This is a genomic window from Streptomyces sp. KM273126 (assembly GCF_004337435.2).
Classification (GTDB): domain Bacteria; phylum Actinomycetota; class Actinomycetes; order Streptomycetales; family Streptomycetaceae; genus Streptomyces; species Streptomyces acidicola.
Genome location: NZ_SJXB02000001.1, coordinates 4,238,744 through 4,257,569 on the forward strand (window position 1 = coordinate 4,238,744; position 18,826 = coordinate 4,257,569).

Annotated in this window: 17 protein-coding genes; 6 read left to right on the top strand and 11 right to left on the bottom strand. The window is 70.3% G+C overall.

Translation table 11 applies throughout. The annotated features are described in order from the left end of the window. Positions 1-77 precede the first annotated feature (77 nt). From E0500_RS18285 to E0500_RS18320, 8 genes are all read right to left on the bottom strand, one after another. Positions 78-767 carry an LAETG motif-containing sortase-dependent surface protein gene (locus E0500_RS18285; protein ID WP_131559737.1) on the bottom strand — a complete coding sequence of 230 codons (690 nt, stop codon included), beginning with the start codon at positions 765-767 and terminating at the stop codon, positions 78-80. A 155-nt stretch (positions 768-922) separates the two neighbouring features. After that, positions 923-2,044 (bottom strand): LOG family protein, encoded by a 1,122-nt coding sequence (locus E0500_RS18290; RefSeq protein WP_131559735.1) that lies wholly within the window; start codon positions 2,042-2,044, stop codon positions 923-925. 138 nt (positions 2,045-2,182) lie between these two features. After that, complete coding sequence (locus E0500_RS18295) at positions 2,183-2,590, bottom strand: VOC family protein (RefSeq protein ID WP_131559733.1); 408 nt, start codon at positions 2,588-2,590, stop codon at positions 2,183-2,185. A 253-nt stretch (positions 2,591-2,843) separates the two neighbouring features. Next, entirely contained in the window at positions 2,844-3,317 is a 474-nt protein-coding gene (locus E0500_RS18300; RefSeq protein ID WP_258572837.1) for a hypothetical protein, read from the bottom strand. Continuing rightward, positions 3,281-4,468: a hypothetical protein gene (locus E0500_RS43900; RefSeq protein WP_309505090.1), complete on the bottom strand. Its 1,188-nt coding sequence runs from the start codon at positions 4,466-4,468 to the stop codon at positions 3,281-3,283. The genes E0500_RS18300 and E0500_RS43900 overlap by 37 nt, the downstream gene beginning before the upstream one ends. Then, the gene (locus E0500_RS18310; RefSeq protein ID WP_131559729.1) at positions 4,450-5,187 is read right to left on the bottom strand and encodes an ABC transporter ATP-binding protein; all 738 of its coding nucleotides are present in this window, start codon (positions 5,185-5,187) and stop codon (positions 4,450-4,452) included. The genes E0500_RS43900 and E0500_RS18310 overlap by 19 nt, the downstream gene beginning before the upstream one ends. A 234-nt stretch (positions 5,188-5,421) precedes the next feature. Then, a complete protein-coding gene (locus tag E0500_RS18315; protein ID WP_131559727.1) occupies positions 5,422-6,795 on the bottom strand; it encodes an aspartate aminotransferase family protein in 1,374 nt (457 codons plus the stop codon). A 19-nt stretch (positions 6,796-6,814) separates the two neighbouring features. Then, positions 6,815-7,339: an Lrp/AsnC family transcriptional regulator gene (locus E0500_RS18320; RefSeq protein WP_131559725.1), complete on the bottom strand. Its 525-nt coding sequence runs from the start codon at positions 7,337-7,339 to the stop codon at positions 6,815-6,817. A 198-nt stretch (positions 7,340-7,537) separates the two neighbouring features. Here E0500_RS18320 and E0500_RS18325 point away from each other — a divergent pair, with 198 nt between their 5' ends. Next, positions 7,538-8,974, top strand: coding sequence for a gamma-aminobutyraldehyde dehydrogenase (locus E0500_RS18325; RefSeq protein ID WP_131559723.1), 1,437 nt, complete (start codon positions 7,538-7,540; stop codon positions 8,972-8,974). A gap of 90 nt (positions 8,975-9,064) precedes the next feature. Here E0500_RS18325 and E0500_RS18330 read toward each other — a convergent pair whose 3' ends face one another. The 3 genes from E0500_RS18330 to E0500_RS18340 form a co-directional block, all read right to left on the bottom strand. Next, positions 9,065-9,559: an HIT family protein gene (locus E0500_RS18330; protein WP_131559721.1), complete on the bottom strand. Its 495-nt coding sequence runs from the start codon at positions 9,557-9,559 to the stop codon at positions 9,065-9,067. A 74-nt stretch (positions 9,560-9,633) separates the two neighbouring features. Beyond that, positions 9,634-10,572 carry a phosphotransferase gene (locus E0500_RS18335; protein WP_131559719.1) on the bottom strand — a complete coding sequence of 313 codons (939 nt, stop codon included), beginning with the start codon at positions 10,570-10,572 and terminating at the stop codon, positions 9,634-9,636. A 310-nt stretch (positions 10,573-10,882) separates the two neighbouring features. Beyond that, entirely contained in the window at positions 10,883-13,009 is a 2,127-nt protein-coding gene (locus E0500_RS18340; RefSeq protein WP_131559717.1) for a glycogen debranching N-terminal domain-containing protein, read from the bottom strand. Between the two features lie 122 nt (positions 13,010-13,131). Here E0500_RS18340 and E0500_RS18345 point away from each other — a divergent pair, with 122 nt between their 5' ends. From E0500_RS18345 to E0500_RS18365, 5 genes are all read left to right on the top strand, one after another. Beyond that, on the top strand, positions 13,132-14,190 hold the full coding sequence (locus E0500_RS18345; protein WP_131559715.1) for a LacI family DNA-binding transcriptional regulator: 1,059 nt from the start codon (positions 13,132-13,134) through the stop codon (positions 14,188-14,190). A 148-nt stretch (positions 14,191-14,338) separates the two neighbouring features. Beyond that, the gene (locus E0500_RS18350; protein ID WP_131559713.1) at positions 14,339-15,583 is read left to right on the top strand and encodes an extracellular solute-binding protein; all 1,245 of its coding nucleotides are present in this window, start codon (positions 14,339-14,341) and stop codon (positions 15,581-15,583) included. A 201-nt stretch (positions 15,584-15,784) separates the two neighbouring features. Beyond that, positions 15,785-16,771 carry a carbohydrate ABC transporter permease gene (locus tag E0500_RS18355; RefSeq protein ID WP_131559788.1) on the top strand — a complete coding sequence of 329 codons (987 nt, stop codon included), beginning with the start codon at positions 15,785-15,787 and terminating at the stop codon, positions 16,769-16,771. Further along, on the top strand, positions 16,768-17,703 hold the full coding sequence (locus E0500_RS18360) for a carbohydrate ABC transporter permease (protein ID WP_131559711.1): 936 nt from the start codon (positions 16,768-16,770) through the stop codon (positions 17,701-17,703). Before E0500_RS18355 ends, E0500_RS18360 begins: the two co-directional genes overlap by 4 nt. A 155-nt stretch (positions 17,704-17,858) precedes the next feature. Next, a complete protein-coding gene (locus E0500_RS18365; protein WP_309505092.1) occupies positions 17,859-18,824 on the top strand; it encodes a hypothetical protein in 966 nt (321 codons plus the stop codon). The last annotated feature ends 2 nt before the right edge of the window (positions 18,825-18,826 follow it).

Consider the following 18,826-nt stretch of genomic DNA (forward strand, 5'->3'; position numbering starts at 1 on the left):
GGGCCACGGAGCCGTGCGTGACATACGGCTGGAGACCGGCCGTACGCGGCGTACGACCCGGAACGCTTCGGAACGCTTCAGCGGGACGAGGCCCCGCGGCGGCGTGTGCTGTAGTGGATGGCGCCACCTCCGACCGCCAGGAAGGCGGCGGCGATCCCGGCGATCACGGGGGTGTTGGAGTCGGCACCGGTCTCGGCGAGGTTCGAGTCACCCTCGGGCGACGGGCTGTTGCCGTCCCCGGCGGGTTCCGGGGTGGCGCTCTCGGACTCCGACGGCGCCGGTGTGTCGGTGTCGGTGTCGGCCGGGGTGGACGGCTTGTCCGACGGCTTCGGGTTCTCCGGCGCCGGCGGGTTGTCCTCTTCCTGCTCGCACGCCTCGGACGGCGTGGTCAGGTTCGGCTTGATGTCCTCGTCGACGTAGCCCTTGGCCTTGATGTGGATGCGGTACTCGGCGTTCGGCTCCCAGTCCTCCGAGAACGAGACCGTGACGCCCTTGGCAGTCGAGTTCTCGATGGTCCGGGTTCCGACCATCCGCTCGTCCGCGCCGTTGTTCTCCAGGTAGACGGAGACCTCGGCGGTGACGCCCGTCGGGTCCACGTCGGTGACGCTGATGACGCCCTTGCCGTCGGCGTCGCACTCGGCCTTGGCCGAGAAGTCACGGATGCTGCAGGCCATTGCGTTGCTCGCGACGCCGAGCACAAGTGCCACGGACGCGGAGACAACACCCAGGAACCGCACCGAGCGTGCGGTGCGCGGAGATATGGACACGGTTGCCCTTCAAGGGAAATGCGGGGGGTTCGGGCCACAGCTGTGACAGCTGTAACCCCATGTGGCTCACAGGTTTATAAGCGCGCCATAAGTACTGTCAATCCGGCGACGTATCACCGCAGTTGGCTTTGCCCGCTCATTAACAGCCGTGCCGTTCAACCGCCGAGACGTGCGAGGGCCTCCGGCGCCTCCTCGACGTGGTCCACCAACGCGATCCGGGACTCCATCGACCGTTCCCGGGCCAGTGACTTCAACAGGGGCCAGGCGGGGAGGCGGTCCGTCCAGTGGGCGCGGTCCACCAGGACCATGGGGGTCGGTTCGCCGCGGGACTCGTAGTAGTTCGGGGTCGCGTTGTCGAAGATCTCCTGGACCGTGCCGGCGGCGCCGGGCAGGAAGACGACGCCCGCGTTCGAGCGGGCCAGCAGACCGTCCTCGCGGGTCGCGTTGGCGAAGTACTTGGCGATGTGGGAGGCGAAGACGTTCGGCGGCTCGTGGCCGTAGAACCAGGTGGGGATGCCGACCGAGGTGTTGCCCTTCGGCCAGCGGGCACGCACCTCGAACGCGCACCGTGCCCATTCGGTGATCGACGGCGTGAACGAGGGCGCCTTCCCGACGAGCCGGCAGGCCTCCTCCAGCATGGCGTCGTCGTACGGGGCCGCGTACGCACCGAGGTTCGCCGCCTCCATCGCGCCCGGGCCGCCGCCCGTCGCCACCGTGAAACCGGCGCGTGCCAGCGCGCGGCCGAGCCGGGCGGCGCCCTCGTACGCCTCCGTGCCGCGCGCCATCGCGTGGCCGCCCATCACCCCCACCACCCGTGCCCCGCGCAGGAGTTCGTCGAGGGCGTCGGAGACGGAGTCGTCGTGGACGGCGCGCAGCATCGACGCGTAGATGTCGCCGTCGGCCCTGGTGCGCCGGAACCAGGCGTACGCGAAGGCGTCCGGTGTCTCCTCGTAGCCCTTGTCGAGCGAGGCGAACAGCTCGTCGGGCGTGTAGACATGACCGCGGTAGGGATCGAAGGGCAGGTCCGGGACGGGCGGGAAGACCAGGGCGCCGTCGGTGCGTATCTTCGCCTCGGCGTTCTCCCGCATGGGGCAGCCGAGGAAGACGGCGCCAGTGGTGTCCGTGGCGAGCAACTCCCTTGTACGGTCCGTCAGATCCACGCCCTGGACACGGTATCCGGCGAGCGTGCCGCGGGCCGAGACGGTGGCGTCGAACTCCTCCAGCGTCTCGATCTCACGGTCGTTGTGGTGGGCTGCGTGGGCGGGGCTCGTCTGCACCCGCCCATGCTAGGGGGCTTCTGGCGGATCTCCGCGGCGTCCACGGAGATCCGTCAGTAGCCCCCTGGGCCCCGTCGTCACACCCCCCCGCCGTCCGCCCGGAGGGCAGGCCCCGGGCCCGCGGCGGCCATGGCGTGCTCAGCCCTGGACCGCCGCCGGGTCCATCCACACGACCTCCCAGGTGTGGCCGTCCGGGTCGTCGAAGGCGCGGCTGTACATGAAGCCCTGGTCCTGGGTGTCTCCGGTCGCCGAGCCGCCCACCGCGATCGCCCTGTCGACGAGCTCGTCCACCTTCTCGCGGCTCTGAGCGCTCAGACACAGCATCACCTCGCTGGTCTTGGCCGAGTCAGCGATCTGCTTCTTCGTGAAGCCCTGGTAGAACGGCTTGGTCAGCAGCATGGCGAAGATCGTGTCGCTGATCACCACACAGGCGGCGTTGTCGTCGCTGAACTGCGGGTTGATCGTGTAGCCGAGCTCCGTGAAGAACTTCTTCGAGGTGTCCAGGTCGCTCACGGGCAGGTTCACGAAGATCATCTGCTGGTACATGCGCGGTCTCTCCCATCGGTGTCGATCCGTTCGGGGGGTGGACCGTGGTGCCGCGCGGAACTCATCGCTGATCCGCGGATTTTTTCGTACGACTTTCCGCGGCTTCCCGGTGGCTTCCCAGCGGCCTTTCCGTCGGCCTTTCTGCCGGCTTTCCGCCGGCTCACCGTCCGCTTTGCGGTGGCCCTCCGGCGACGGCGCAACCGACTCACGGGCGGGCCGTCGTACGGCGTCCGCGCGCCCTCGGCGGTGCCGGTCAGGGAGCCAGGGGTGTGGCCGCGAGCGCCGCGACCGTCCAGGTCAGCGAGCCGAACACGGCGAGCAGGAGGGCTGCGCGGAGCAGGGCCGCGGAGCGCAGCACGGCCGCGGGCGCGCCGAGCCGCAGGAGGGCCGCCACGGTCTCCGCGCGCGTGTTCCGCGCCTCGATCGCGGCCGTCGCCAGCGTGAGGAGCGTGCAGCCGGTGACCAGGACCGCGCCCAGCACCGTCAGCGGGCCCATGTCGAGGCGCGCCCCGGAGCGCAGCGTGGCCATGGCGTACGCGCCCGAGGCCACCGCGCACACCACACCGAGGGGGCGCCCGATCCGGCGCGCCTCCTCCTGCAGGATGCGCCCGGCGAGCAGCCGCAGCGCCCCCGGCCGTACGGCCTGCAACAGCAGCGCGCACAGATGGGTCAGCCCCGGCCCGGCGAGGATCAGCCCGAGTGCCGTGAGCGTCCAGCCGCCGAGCACTCCGGCCGGGCTGTTCGCGGAGCCGGGGATCGCGAGGCCGGGGGCGGGGCCGGAGCGGCTCGCGTACATCTCGAAGGCGAGTCCGGCGGCGAGCACGGCCATCCCCAGGTGAGGCCGCCGGGGGCGGGCCGGGGAGCGGTGGAGCGGTAGGGGTCGGACGCCTGGGCGGTCCCGGGCGCCGGGGCGTACGAGCCGGATGCCTCCAGCGCCAGCGCCTCGGAGAGGGCGTGCGAGCCGGTGTTGCCACGCTCGGCCCGGGTTTGCGCGCGGGAGCGGACTTCGGCTTGGGCGTCGGCGTGGGTGCGGGTGCGGGTGCCGGCGGGTGCGCCGTGGGCGCCCGGCTGCCGGGTCTCCTGGTGCTGGGCGGCGGCCGGGTGTTCGTCCTTCCGGCGCTGTGGGGCGGCCGGATGCTCGGCGTCTTCGGGGCCGGGGGCGGCGAGGTGTTCAGGGGCTTCGTAGTCGGGGCCGACCGGGTGTTCCGCGTCTTCATGCCGGGCCGCGGTCGAGTGCTCCCTGTTCCGGTGCCGGCCGTCGGCTGGGCCTTGCACCTCCGTCCGCGCGGAGGCAGCCGGGTGTTCCGTCGGCTGCCCCGTCTCCTTGCGCCGGAGTTCGCCCGGCTGCCCCGCGTGTCCTGGTACGCCACCCCGGGGGCGCAGCATCAGCGCGGTCGTCAGCGAGGCGAGCAGCGGGACCAGCAACAGCAGTGTCAGCGCGGCCGGGAGAGGCAGGGGGTGGTCCGCGGCCAGGGTCTCCGGGGCGGTGCCGTCGAGGGGGACACCCGTCAGGTCGCCGCGCAGCAGGAGGAAGTACAGCAGGGCGAGCAGCGAGCCGAGCGTGGTGGACAGGGCCGTCGTCAGCGCCGAGACGGCCATCAGACGGCCCGGGCCGAGGCCGATCGCCGCGAGGCCCGGGCGGGGACGCGTCCCCGGGTCCGTACGGGCGACCGCCACCGCGAAGTACACCGCGGCCGCCAGCGGCACCCCGCACCACACGAGCCGCAGCACGGAACCGGCGGGCGCGTCGGGGTGCGCCAGCGCGTGCCCCAGCGCGCACAGCAGCAGGAAGCCCGTGCCCGCCGACGCCGCCGTGACCAGCAGGCGGCGCAGGTGGACGGCCGGTGGGGCGCCGCGGGCTAGACGGAGAGCGAGCACGCGGCCCGGCCCTCCGTCCCGGAAGCCTGGGGAAGACTGACGGAGTGCACGCGGCGTCCGTCGAGCAGCGACACCGTACGGTCGGCGAGCGCGGCGGTCTCCGCGCACGTGGTGGCGAGGACGACCGTGATCCGGTGCGAACGGGCAGCCGCCGCGAGGGTCCGCAGGACGTGGGCGCACTCGGCGCGGTGCAGCGGCGCGGTCGGCTCGTCCGCGAACAGCACGGTGGGGGAGCCGACCAGCGCGCGGGCGACGACCACGCGCTGGCGCTCGGAGTACAGCAGGGCGTGCGGGCGCTTGCGGGCGCAGCCGCCGATGTCCAGGCGCTCCAGCCACTCCAGCGCGGCCGTCTTGGCGGCCCGGCGGCCGGTGCCGCGCAGCATCAGCGGCAGGGCAGCGTTCTCCCAGGCGGTCAGTTCGGGGACGAGAGCCGGCTCGGGGTCGATCCACCCGAAGCGCTCCCGGCGCAGTCGCTCACGGGTGTGCGGCCGCATGGTGTGCACGGGTGTGCTGTTGAACCACACCTCGCCCTGTTGCGGCAGCACCTGTCCCGAAAGGCAGCGCAGGAGCGTGGTCTTGCCGCTGCCGCGCGGACCGCTGACCGCGAGGATCTCGCCCTCGCGGACGCCGATCGACACGCCGTGAAGCGCGGGCGAGCCATCGTGGGTGTGGGTCAGGCCGTGTGCCCAGAGCACGTCGTTGTCCGGCGGGGCCACCATGGGCGTACACCTCGGTTCAGATCAGGATTGCCGTGGGGAGTCCCCCGTACGGGGGAACGAAGGCAGGGCCGATCGGTCACTGGGCACGGTAGGCAGCGGGTACGGCGGGGCCGGACAGCACGCGGCCCCGGGCCGCCGTTTCTCACTCGAACGGGCGGCTCCGGGGCCGATTGTTGATCAGAGGCTCACCTGATCAGCGTCTCACCTGATCGGAGCCGTGACGATCACGGACGGTCACAGCTTCGTCCACGCCTCCGTCAGAGTCGCCCGCAGGATCTGCTCGATCTCGTCGAACGTCCCCTGGTCCGAGACCAGCGGCGGCGCGAGCTGCACGACCGGGTCGCCGCGGTCGTCGGCGCGGCAGTACAGGCCGTTGTCGAAGAGGGCCTTGGACAGGAAGCCGTACAGGATCCGCTCGGTCTCCTCGTCGTCGAACGTCTCCTTGGTGGCCTTGTCCTTGACGAGTTCGATGCCGTAGAAGAAGCCGTTGCCGCGGACGTCGCCGACGATCGGCAGGTCGTGCAGCTTCTCCAGCGTGGAGCGGAAGGCCGCCTCGTTGTCGAGCACGTGCTGGTTCAGGCCCTCGCGCTCGAACAGCTCCAGGTTGGCGACGCCGACCGCCGCCGACACGGGGTGGCCGCCGAAGGTGTAGCCGTGCAGGAAGGTGTTGTCGCCCTGGTAGAAGGGCTCGGCCAGGCGGTCGGAGACGATGCACGCGCCTATCGGGGAGTAGCCCGAGGTCATGCCCTTGGCGCAGGTGATCATGTCCGGGACGTAGCCGAACTTGTCGCAGGCGAACATCGTGCCGAGCCGGCCGAAGGCGCAGATGACCTCGTCCGAGACCAGCAGCACGTCGTACTGGTCGCAGATCTCGCGCACCCGCTGGAAGTAGCCGGGCGGGGGCGGGAAGCAGCCGCCCGCGTTCTGCACGGGCTCCAGGAAGACCGCCGCGACCGTTTCCGGGCCCTCGAAGAGGATCTGCTGCTCGATCTGGTCGGCGGCCCAGCGGCCGAAGGCCTCGGGGTCGTCACCGTGGATCGGCGCGCGGTAGATGTTGGTGTTCGGGACCTTGTGCGCGCCCGGGACGAGCGGCTCGAAGGGGGCCTTCAGAGCAGGGAGGCCGGTGATGGACAGGGCGCCCTGCGGGGTGCCGTGGTAGGCGACGGCGCGGGAGATGACCTTGTACTTGGTCGGCTTGCCCGTGAGCTTGAAGTACTGCTTGGCGAGCTTCCACGCGGTCTCGACCGCCTCGCCGCCGCCGGTGGTGAAGAAGACCTTGTTCAGGTCGCCGGGCGCGTAGTGGGCCAGCCGTTCCGCCAGCTCCACCGCCTTCGGGTGGGCGTAGGACCACACCGGGAAGAAGGCCAGCTCCTGCGCCTGCTTGGCCGCGGTCTCGGCGAGCTCCGTGCGGCCGTGCCCCGCCTGGACCACGAACAGGCCGGCGAGGCCGTCGAGGTAGCGCCTGCCCTTGTCGTCGTAGATGTAGGTGCCCTCGCCCCGCACGATGGTGGGGACGGGGGACTTCTCGTACGAGGACATGCGGGTGAAGTGCATCCACAGGTGGTCGTACGCGGTCCGGCTGAGGTCCTTGGAACTGTCGGTGCTCACGGTTATCGGGTCCTCACGGTTATCGGGTCCCCCACATGTAGGTCTGCTTCTTGAGCTTCAGGTAGACGAAGCTCTCGGTGGAGCGCACTCCGGGGACGGCCCTGATGCGTTTGTTGATGACCTCCAGGAGGTGGTCGTCGTCCTCGCAGACGATCTCCACCATGAGATCGAAGGAGCCGGCGGTCATCACCACGTACTCGCACTCGCCCATGGAGCTCAGCGCGTCGGCCACGGACTCCACATCGCCCTCGACGGTGACGCCGACCATCGCCTGGCGGCGGAAGCCCACGGTGAGCGGGTCCGTGACGGCGACGATCTGCATCACGCCCTGGTCGAGCAGCTTCTGGACGCGCTGGCGCACGGCCGCCTCGGAGAGGCCCACCGCCTTGCCGATCGCGGCGTACGGCCGGCGGCCGTCCTCCTGGAGCTGCTCGATGATGGCGAGGGAGACGGCATCCAGGTGCGGGGTGCCGTTCCTGGACTCGCGGGTGTCCCGGGAGTCCCTGGGGTCTGCGCTTCGACTGGCCACGGGCTCACTGTGCACGAGGGGTCAACAGTTTCGCAAGGCTCAATCGATGAAATTCGTTGTTTAGGTGCCTTAGGTTTGCGGATTCCGTAGCTCTGTTGGGATCGGTGCTGTTGAAAACGTGGCTGAGCGGACTAGTGTGGGTGTCTCAGAGATTGGACACCCAGATACCCGGGCACATCCGGACTCGGGACACCAGAACTTGGAGGGTCGGCAGTGAGCACCGAGCTGCGTCGTCTGCGCAACTACATCAACGGTGAATTCCGCGATGCCGCCGACGGGCGGACCACCGAGGTCGTCAATCCCGCGACCGGTGAGGCCTACGCGACGGCTCCGCTGTCCGGGCCCGCGGACGTCGACGCCGCGATGGAGGCCGCCGCCGCGGCCTTCCCCGGCTGGCGCGACACGACGCCCGCCGAGCGCCAGAAGGCGCTGCTGAGGATCGCGGACGCCTTCGAGGAGCGGGCCGAGGACCTCATCGCGGCCGAGGTGGAGAACACGGGCAAGCCGATCGGGCTGACCCGCACCGAGGAGATCCCGCCGATGGTCGACCAGATCCGCTTCTTCGCGGGCGCGGCCCGCATGCTGGAGGGGCGGAGCGCCGGCGAGTACATGGAGGGCATGACCTCGATGATCCGCCGCGAGCCGGTCGGCGTCTGCGCGCAGGTCGCGCCGTGGAACTACCCGATGATGATGGCCGTGTGGAAGTTCGCCCCGGCGATCGCGGCGGGCAACACCGTCGTGCTGAAGCCGTCGGACACCACCCCGGCCTCCACCGTCCTGATCGCCGAGATCCTGGGCTCGATCCTGCCCAAGGGCGTCTTCAACGTCGTCACCGGCGACCGCGAGACCGGCCGTCTGATGGTGGAGCACGACACCCCGGCCATGGCGTCCATCACCGGTTCCGTGCGCGCCGGTATGCAGGTCGCCGAGTCCGCGTCCAAGGACCTCAAGCGTGTCCACCTGGAGCTGGGCGGCAAGGCCCCCGTCGTCGTCTTCGAGGACACCGACATCCCCAAGGCCGTCGAGGACATCTCGGTCGCGGGCTTCTTCAACGCGGGCCAGGACTGTACGGCCGCCACCCGCGTCCTCGTGCACGAGTCCATCCACGACGAGTTCGTGGCCGCGCTCGCCAAGGCCGCCGCCGAGACCAAGACCGGCCGGCCGGACGACGAGGACGTGCTGTACGGGCCGCTCAACAACCCCAACCAGCTCAAGCAGGTCTCCGGCTTCATCGAGCGGCTGCCCGCCCACGCGAAGGTCGAGACCGGCGGCCACCAGGTCGGCGAGAAGGGCTACTTCTACGCGCCGACCGTCGTCTCCGGCCTGAAGCAGGACGACGAGATCATCCAGAAGGAGGTCTTCGGACCGGTCATCACCGTCCAGTCCTTCGCGGACGAGGCCCAGGCGATCCAGTGGGCGAACGGCGTCGAGTACGCCCTCGCCTCCTCCGTCTGGACCAAGGACCACGCGCGCGCGATGCGGCTGTCCAAGGCGCTCGACTTCGGCTGCGTGTGGATCAACACGCACATCGCGCTGGTCGCGGAGATGCCCCACGGCGGCTTCAAGCAGTCCGGGTACGGCAAGGACCTGTCGGCGTACGGGTTCGACGACTACACGCGGATCAAGCACGTGATGACGTCGCTGGACTGACCTCCGGGCACGTGCGCGGCCCCGGCCGGGAGTCGATCCCGCCCGGGGCCGTGTGCGTCGGACGCCGCGAAGGACGGCCAGGCGATGCGGTTACCGCGCCGTGAGCCCGCCCCGGGCCGCGATGCGCTCACGGATGCGTGCGGCCATGTCGGAGGCTTCCTCGGGGCGATTGGACAGTACGCCGTTCTCGGCCATCAGCGCGTGGAACTGCTGCCGCTCGTACGGCACGTCCGGCGGCAGACCGGCGATGTGCCAGTGCAGATGCGCGTTGCCCTGCTGGCTCCCCAGCGAGTACAGGTAGGTCCGCTCGGCTCCGACACAGTCCTCCACCGCGAGAGCGACCTCCCGGACGACCAGCATGAGCCGGACGTAGGCGTCCTGGTCGAGCTCACGGACGACGTGCTCGATGTGTCTCCTCGGCGCGACCAGGACCTTGCCGGGCAGGGTGGGCCACCGGTCGAGGAAGGCGACGTGATCCTCGTCCTCGAAGACCATGTGGTGCGAGTAGTCGGGGTGACCCGACAGAAAGGCACACACGAAGCAGGGCCCACTCCGCGCTCTGGTCTCGTAGGCTTCCACGTCCATCCTCGTCCTCCGTCCTCTCGTTCTCCGTACACCGTCCTCTGACCCCCGGCGTTTCAGCGGCCGGCGTATCGGTGCTAGACCTCGAAGAGTTCCGCGGCGAGCTCGTCCAGCGTCGCGATGTCCTGGAGCGGGAGAAGCGCGGCCACTGGTTCGAAGACGTCCATCGTGTGGTGCTGGGCGACGCCGCGAGCCTGCCGGTGAAGGGCGTGCCCCATCGCCTGGCGCGCGAAGTCCTTCCCGACCGGCCAGGCACTGGCGTCCAGAAACGCACGGAGCAGGGTCTTGTCGCAGCGGAAGACATCGCGGTGTATCTGACAGAGCTCATAGTGCCGGTCGGTCACCATGGCGTCTCCCCAGTCGATGATTCCCGTGAACCGCCCGTTCTCGATGAACGAATGACGTGCGGTGATGTCACCGTGGACCACGACCCGGTCGAAGTCCCCGAGCCCGTCGAGGTAGTCCTGGACCTGTGCGACCAGATGTGCCGGGAGCGAACTCCGCGCGCAGGCCGCCGTCACATCGAGGAGGGGCAGACCGAGGTCGCTGGCGATGCCCTGAGGATCGAGGGCGTGGACCTTGCGGACCTGCCGGCCCAAGTCCTCGGCGAGCGCGAGTCGTTGTTCCGGGGTGACCGCGCCGTTGCTCTCCAGCGAAGCACCCGGCATGCGCGTGGTGATCAGGTAGGGCCAGGGCTCGGCCGGATCATCGAACAGCCGGCCTCGGCCGAGCAGTCTCGGCGCGGCGATGTCGGGGTGAGCGGCCAGCAGTTCGTGCGCGGCGGTCTCGGCGACGCTGCCGCCGCGCCAGGAGGGCAGGTGGCCGAACAGCTTGATCACGACGTCGCCGCAGAGGTACGTCGGATACGTTCCGCCGGTTCCGGCCACCATCCCTTCGTCCGGGTCGGCCAGGCCATGGCGTTTCAGGATGTCGGCGACGTACGGCCGCCAGAAGCCGAGGTCCTCAAGGTGAGTTACGTAGTCACGTGGTGATGCGAACTCCGGAGGCGTGATCATCCGAGAAGTATCCCGTTCACCTGGTCTCCTTCGAGGAGGCCCCGGCCGGGAGGCGGGGGAGGAATCGACCTTTCAGGCCGCTGGTCTGTGGGGCTTCCTGAGCCAGGAATGCCCCCGCTTCAGCTGGGGGAGGGTTCAAAGGTCCCTGAGTTCATGCCGCTTGCGCCCCGGAGGCGGCCAGCAGTGCCGCGGCCGCCCGTGGGGGAACTCCGCGGCCTGGGGACTGCTGGTCTCGCCTCCGTTGCTTCCTGGCGTTTCGACGCCTGTTCACGGTGGTGGTGTCCCGGGTGATCCGTGCCCGGCTCGCCGGTCAGGGGGTGACCACGGTCAGCCCCTCGGGCGCCACCACCTCCACCGATCCGTCCGCCGCGAGCTTGACGTCCAGCCGGCCTCCGCCGACTTGGAGCCCGGTCACCGTCAGCGGGCCGTAGGCCCCCGCGAAGGTGGGGGACAGCGTGATCGTGCCGCCGGGAACGTCGGCCTCCAGGCCGAGGGCCGAGCGGAGGACCTGGACCGAGGAGGTGGCCGCCCAGGCCTGGGGCCGGCAGGACGCCGGGTAGGCGACGGGGTACGGGTTCTCCTCGGCACCGTGACCGGCGAAGAGTTCCGGGAGGCGGGCGTCGAAGGCCGCGGACGCGGTCAACAGACCGGCCGACAGCGAGGCCGCGGTGTCCGGGAATCCGGCCTTGACCAGGCCGTCCACGGCGATCGCCGTGTCGTGCGGCCAGATCGAACCCACGTGGTAGCCGTACGGGTTGTAGCCCACGGCTTCGCTGCTGTACGTCCGCAGACCGTGGCCCGCGTCGAGGCCGGGCCCGGCGATCCGGGCCGCGAGCAGCGCGCTCTCCTCCGCGTTGAGCAGACCCGTGCCGAGGAGGTGGCCGAAGCCGGAGGTGACCGAGTCGACCGGCTTGCCGTCGCCGTCCAGCGCCACCGCCGGGTACGCGCCCCGCTCGTCCTCCACCCAGAAGCGCTCGCGGAAACGGGTGGCGAGCCGCTCCGCCCACTCCTCCCACTCGTCGGCCCCGTGCCGGCCGAACGCGCGCAGCAGCGCGGCTCCGCCCCGGGCGGCCTCGTAGGCGTACGCCTGGACCTCGCACAGGGCGATCGGCGCGTGCGCGCGGCGGCCGTCGCGGTAGCGGATGGAGTCCTCCGAGTCCTTCCAGCCCTGGTTGGACAGGCCGTGCCCGGTCTGGTCGATGTACTTGAGGAAGCCGTCGCCGCCGACGTCCGCCTGGTCGCGCAGCCAGGCGAGAGCGGCCTCCGCGTGCGGCAGGAGCTGTTCGACCTCGGCCGGGTCCAGTCCCCAGCGCCAGGCGTCGTGGAGGAGGGTGATCCACAGGGGGGTGGCGTCGACCGTGCCGTAGTACACCGAGGGGAGGGAGAGCCTGTCCGCGAACTGGAGGGTGTCGCGGCGGACTTCGTGCAGGATCTTGCCGGGCTGCTCCTCCGTGGCCGGGTCGGTGACGGCGCCCTGACGGCGGGCGAGCGTGCGCAGGGTGCCGGCCGCGAGGTCCGTGCCGAGGGGCAGCATCATGCGGGCGGCCAGGAGCGCGTCGCGGCCGAAGAGGGTCAGGAACCAGGGGGCGCCCGCCGCCAGGAACTGGTCCGGGCGGGCCTCACTCGACTGAGGGTCCGTCAGACGCAGACGCTCCAGGTCGGCGAGGGACTGCTCCAGCCAGCGGTCCAGGCCGCGGTCCGCGCTGCGCAGGACGGGGGTGCTCCAGGGCACCTGGCCCGCAGGCGGGGGAGGGAACTGGTCGCCGTCCGCGTACCCCGCCGTGCAGGTCAGCGTCACCGACCATGCTGCGCCGGGGGCCAGTTCGACGTCGTAGGAGAATCGTCCCGCGGGCACGTCCAGCGTGTCCGGCGCGGGTTCGGCGACCAGGTGGGCGGTGAAGTCGTCGCCGGTCCAGGACAGGCCGACGACGTCGGCGTCCGCGACCTCGGGCGGTACCTGCTCGCGGGAGCGTCCCGACTTGACCTGGTCCATGGCGGCGAGGTCCGTGCCGGCGGTCAGCGTCAGCCGGAAGCGGACGTGCTCGCCGCCCGCGTTGGTGACGTCGAAGCACTCCTCGAACCGGCCCGCCGCGGTGCTGCGGCGGCGGTGGAGGGCGACGGCTGGGTCCGGTGTGACCTCGCCGAGTCCACGCAGGATGGACCGGAACTCCGCGCGGTCGGCGCCCCGCAGCCCGCCGCCGACCGGGGCCAGGGGGATGCCCTCGACGGCGACGGTGAGCTGTGACAGCGCCCTGCGGTCGCCGTGGTAGACGCCGTCGGCGCCCTCGCCGATCTGCCCGTCCGCACGCGAGATGACGAGGCTCGGCGCGTGCAGCGTGACCACCGCGTCGTGCAGGAACGGCTGCAGGCCCCCGGAAGAAGGTGCCGTGACCGTGACCGAGTCGTTGGTGTCCTGGGGCTTGACAGTGGAGTCCAAGGAAGTAGAACCTCTCAGCGTTGGATCGTTCAAAAGACATTAAGCGAGTCGTCAGAGCGATGACAACGCTTTTGGAACGCTAAAACCAAGCCCGTAGCTTTCTCTGCACGTCGGAGACCCGCATGCCCCGCTCCAGCAACAGCTCCTCGGCCAAAGGCGGCCCGGTGACCCTCGCCATGGTCGCCCGGCGCGCCGGAGTCTCCTCGCAGACCGTGTCGAACGCGATCAACTCGCCGGACCTGCTACGTCCCGAGACCCTGGAGCGGGTCCGCCGTGTGATCGACGAGATGGGTTACCGGCCCAGCCGCGCCGCGCAGACGCTGCGTACCCGTTCCAGCAAGCTGATCGGTTACGGCATCCAGCCCGCCGCCTTCAGTTATCCGGTTCTGGACCGCTTCCTGCACGCCGTGTCCCAGGCCGCGGAGGAGGCCGGTTACCGGATCCTGCTGTTCGCCTGCCCGCCCGGCGGCCCGACCCTGGACGGCTACGAGGAACTGCTGGACCAGCACGAGGTCGACGGCTTCGTGCTCAGCGGCACCGAGCGGGGCGACCCGCGCCAGGCGTGGCTGACCAAGCGGGGCGTGCCGTTCGTCGGGTTCGGCCGGATGTGGTCGGGACGGCCCATCGGTGACTGGGTCGACGTCGACGGCGCTTCGGGCACGGACGCCGCGGTCGAGCACCTGGTCGCCCTGGGACACCGCAAGATCGCCTTCCTGGGCTGGGAGCGCGGTTCCTCCAGTGCCGGTGACGACCGTGCCGAGGGCTGGCAGCGCGCCATGCGACGACACGGACTGCCGACCCGCGGGCGGCGCGGGCAGAGCAGCGTGAACGACAGCGACGTGGCCCGTGCCGCCGTGAAACCGCTCCTGGACGGGGGCGCGACCGCGGTGGTCGCGGCCAGCGACATGCTGGCGCTCGGCTGCTACCAGACGTTGCGCGAGCGCGGGCAGACCCCGGGCCGTGACGTCGCCGTGATCGGCTTCGACGACTCGCCGACCGCCGAGCTCCTTTTCCCCGCGCTGTCCTCCATCGCCCAGCCGCTGGAGGCGGTCGGCCGGGAGTGCGTACGGCTGCTGCTGGCGCGGATGGCCGCCCCCGACTCACCGCCCGAACGGATCCTGCTGGAGCCGTCCCTGGTCGTGCGCGACAGCGCCACCGCCTCGTTGAACGCCGGCGGGTAGGTCCCACCGGCGACTGGACCGGGCCCTGCCCGGCCGGTCCCGTCGCACACAGAATCGTTTCTTCTCCTCCACCCCCACACCCTGGGCCCACGTCCCCGTGTGTCCAGGGCGGAGCCGCAGCTACCACCCGTAACCCTCGGAGGAAGTCATGCCCAACCGTATGGCCACCGCGGCCCTCGTCACCTGTGCGGCCATGCTGGCCGTCACAGGCTGCTCGTCGAATTTCGGTGACGACAAGAAGACCGAGCAGGACACCAGTTCCAAGCAGAACCTGACGGTGCTGATCGCCTCCTCGGGCGACGCCGAGACCAAGGCCGTCAAGGAGGCGGCCGCCGCGTACGCCAAGCAGTCCGGCAACACGGTGACCGTGGAGGTCGCCAAGGACATCAACCAGCAGCTCGCCCAGTCGTTCGCCGGGCACAAGCCGCCGGACGCCTTCTACGTCAACTCCGACCAGTTCGCGAACTACGCCAAGGGCGGCTCCCTCTACGCCTACGGCGACCAGGTCAAGGACGCGGACGACTTCTCCGAGCAGCTGCGCACCTCCTTCACCTACGACGGGAAGCTGGTGTGCCTGCCCAAGGACACCTCCACGCTCGCCCTGGCGATCAACGACGACCTGTGGAAGAAGGCCGGGCTGACCGAGAAGGACTACCCGACCACCTGGGACCAGCTGAAGACGGTCGCCGGCAAGCTGACCAAGGGCGACGTCACCGGGCTGGTCACCGGCGCCGAGTACGCGCGGGTCGGTGCCTTCATGCGACAGGCCGGCGGCTGGATCACCAACGCCGACCAGACGAAGATGACCGCCGACAGCGCGCAGAACGCCGAGGCGCTCGACTACGTGCGGTCGCTGCTGAAGTCCGGCTCCATGAAGTACGCCAACCAGGTCGACACCAACTGGGGCGGTGAAGCCCTCGGCAAGGGCAAGGCCGCCATGACCATCGAGGGCAACTGGCTCATCGGCGGGATGCAGGCCGACTACCCGGACGTGAAGTACACGGCGGTCCCGCTGCCCGCCGGACCGGCCGGCAAGGGCACGCTCGCCTTCAGCCAGTGCTGGGGCGTGGCCGCGGAGAGCGCCCACCGGGCGGCGGCCGTGGACCTGGTGAAGTACCTGACCACCAGCGAGCAGATGATGAAGAACGCGGACGCGTTCGGCGTGATGCCTTCCCGCACCACCGCCCTGGCCGAGTACGCGGCGAAGAACCCTGCCGCCAAGGCCTGGGTCGACGCCTCCGACTACGCGCAGGGCCCGGTGACCGTCGCGGGCTTCGAGAAGGTGCTCACCCAGTTCAACACCGACATCGCGGCGCTGCCCAACACCGACCCGAAGAAGATCCTCGCCGACCTCCAGCGCAACGGCGAACAGGCCCTCACGAAGGGCAACTGAGTCTCCGTGTTCCCGCGTACGTCATCACACCCCCGCCCGGCCGCGCGTTCCCGCGCGGGCGGGGGTCCCCGTACGGCCGACTCGCCGGGCGCACCTGACGCGCCCGGCGGGCCCGGCCCGGCCGCGGCGCCCCGCGCCAACCCCGCCCCGCGCGTGGGGCGCCGCGGCGAAGGCGCCTGGGGCTGGCTGTTCGTCAGCCCCATGGTGATCATCCTCGGCCTGTTCATGGTGCTGCCGATCCTGATGGCGCTGTGGGTGAGCCTGCTGCACTGGGACGGCCAGTCCAACCCCTTCAGCACGGACGCACAGTTCGTCGGCCTGGACAACTACCGGGACCTGCTCACGCAGGACGGACTCGACCGCACCCTGTTCGCGACCTCGCTGCGCAACAACGCCTACTACGTGCTGCTCACCGTGCCCCTGCAGACCGGCCTCGCGTTGACGCTGGCGCTCATCGTCAACCAGAAGCTGCTGCGCGGGCGTGGCGCACTGCGCACCGCGTTCTTCTTCCCCTCGGTCACCAGCTCGATCGCCGTCTCCACGGTCTTCCTCTTCCTGTTCCAGGGCAGCGGCGCGGTCAACACCGCGCTGTCCTGGATCGGAGTGAAGGGCCCGAACTGGTTCAACGACCCCCGCGGTGTGCTCTCGCTCATGCTCGGCGGCCTCGGCATCGTCGACCCCGACAACCCCTCGGGCTTCCTCGCCGACCACTCCTTCCTGGGACTGTCCTGGTTCGAGTGGCTGTCCGGACCGTCCGTCGCGATGTGCACGATCATCCTGCTCGCCGTGTGGACGACCTCCGGCACCTTCATGCTGATCTTCCTCGCGGCCCTCCAGGACATCCCGCGCGAGCTGGAGGAATCCGCCGCCATCGAAGGCGTCAGCCGCTTCCAGATGCTGCGCTACGTGACCCTTCCCGCGCTGCGCCCCGTGCTGTTCCTGGTCCTCACCCTCGGGCTGATCGCCACCTGGCAGGTCTTCGACCAGGTGTACGTCATGGGCCAGGGTGCTCCGGGCAACACCACCCTCACGCCGGCCTTCCTGTCGTACGCGTCCGCCTTCGACAACGCCGACTTCGGGCAGGGCATGGCCATCGCCTTCATCCTGCTCGCGCTGATCCTGACCATGACCGCCCTGCAACGCTTCGTGCTGCGCGAGCGCACCCCCCGCCCCCGGAGGACCCGATGAAACTCTCGGAGAACCGGATCCCGGAGAACCGGACGAGGGCGAAGCCCACGTCCTCACGGGTGCGCGTACGGCCGGTGCTCCGCCGCTTCCCCGTGCCCCTTCGGGCCCTCGGCTACACGGCGGTGGCGGTGCTCGGACTGCTGTACCTCATGCCGTTCGTGATCCAGCTGGTGACCGGTTTCAAAACGGACCCGGACGCGGCCTCCCACCCCCTCGGGCTGATGCCGGTCACCCCGACGACCGCCGCCTACCAGCGCCTGTTCGGGCTGAGCCAGGCCGGTGACGGGGTGCCGTTCCTGCGCTGGCTGGGCAACTCGACGGTCATCGCTGTCGTGGTCACGGCCGCACGGGTCCTGTTCGCCTCCATGGCCGGCTACGCGCTCGCCCGGCTGCGCTTCCCGGGCCGCACCCTGCTGTTCGGCTTCCTCCTCGCCTTCATGGCGGTCCCCCCGGTGGCCCTGCTGATCCCCAAGTTCCTGGTCCTCAACACCTTCGGGCTCTTCGACACCTACACCGGCATGATCGTGCCGCTGATGGTGGACGCGGCCCAGGTCTTCATCATGAAACAGTTCTTCGAGTCGATCCCCCGGGAAGTGGAGGAGGCCGCCCGCGTCGACGGCGCCGGCGTCTTCCGCACCTACTGGTCGGTCGTCCTGCCCATGGCCCGCCCGGCCCTGATCACCGTGACCATCCTGGCGTTCCAGTCCTCGTGGAACGAGTTCACCCACTTCCTCGTGTCCACCCAGTCCAGCCAGTACGAAACCCTGACCACCGGCCTCGCCCGCATGGTCTCCGGCGGCCTGGGCGGCGGCACCCAGTACCCCCTGAAGCTCGCCGCGGCCCTGCTGGCCACCCTGCCCGTCGCCGCGCTGTTCTTCTGCTTCCAGCGGTACTTCGTGCAGGGGGCCAACGCGGGAGCCGTCAAGGAATAGCCGTCAAGGATCAGCGGGAGCCGTAGCCGTCAAGAAACAGCGGTCACACCCTCCCCCCTCCGCCGGACACCCGCAGTCGAGGCCGATTCACGCACCGTGGCCGCCGGAGTGCCGTTGCTCCTACCATGGAGGGCACCATCGGGGGAGGGTGGGACGTGACGCGCAACACATCACAGTCGTCCGGGCGTCGGCTGGAAGACCGGATCGCATGGGCGGTCAGGAACGCGGACGGTGTCGTCGCCATCGTTGTGGCCCTGGTCATCGGTGTGCTGGACATCCTGGACGACAACTTCGACAACAACATCGTCTCCGGCGCCACCCTGCTGGTCCTGGCGGCGCTGGTGTACGGATCGCTCACCGAGCGCCGACGGCGGATGGCCGACATCCGGGGCGCCACCGAGGGGACGAGCCGGGCGATCGAGGACCTCGCCATGGTGCGGACACTGTCCGGCGCGGAGGTCGGCCTGGCGCACGAGAAGGCCCGCCGGAACACCACCCGTTGGGTGTTCAAGGGCGGCACCGGCACCTATCTGCGCGCCGTGACGCTGCCGGAGTGCGTCGAGGAGGCGAAACGGCGGCGCCGCTCCCTCAGCATGAAGATCGACATCGTCAACCCCGCCGACGACCGGGTGTGCGCCGCCTACGCGCGGTTCCGGCGCACCTTCGGACGCCAGGGTGACGCCGGAGTGCACCCGGAGTGGACCGTCGAACGCACCCGCAAGGAGTCGTACGCCACCGTGCTCGCCGCCGCCTGGCACCGGCAGCGGCTGGACACCCTGGAGATCGACGTGCACCTGTCCTCGGTGGCACCGACCCTGCGCTTCGACCTGTCCGACACCTGCCTGATCATCACCCAGGACGACCCGCGCCGGGTGAGCCTGTACGTGGAGCGCGGCCGGCCGCTGTACGACTACTACGTCACCGAGCTGCACCAGAGCCGGGAGCAGGCGGTCAAGCTCGATCTGCGGGAGGCCACCCCGCTGAGCGACGAGCCGACCGTGGACGAGGCCAGACGACTGCTCGACCGGCTCGGTCTGCCGCTGCCGACCAGTCTCACCGACCCGGACGTCGGCGACATCATCGACAGGGCACTGCGGGCGGAGGACCCCTACCGCAGGTGAGC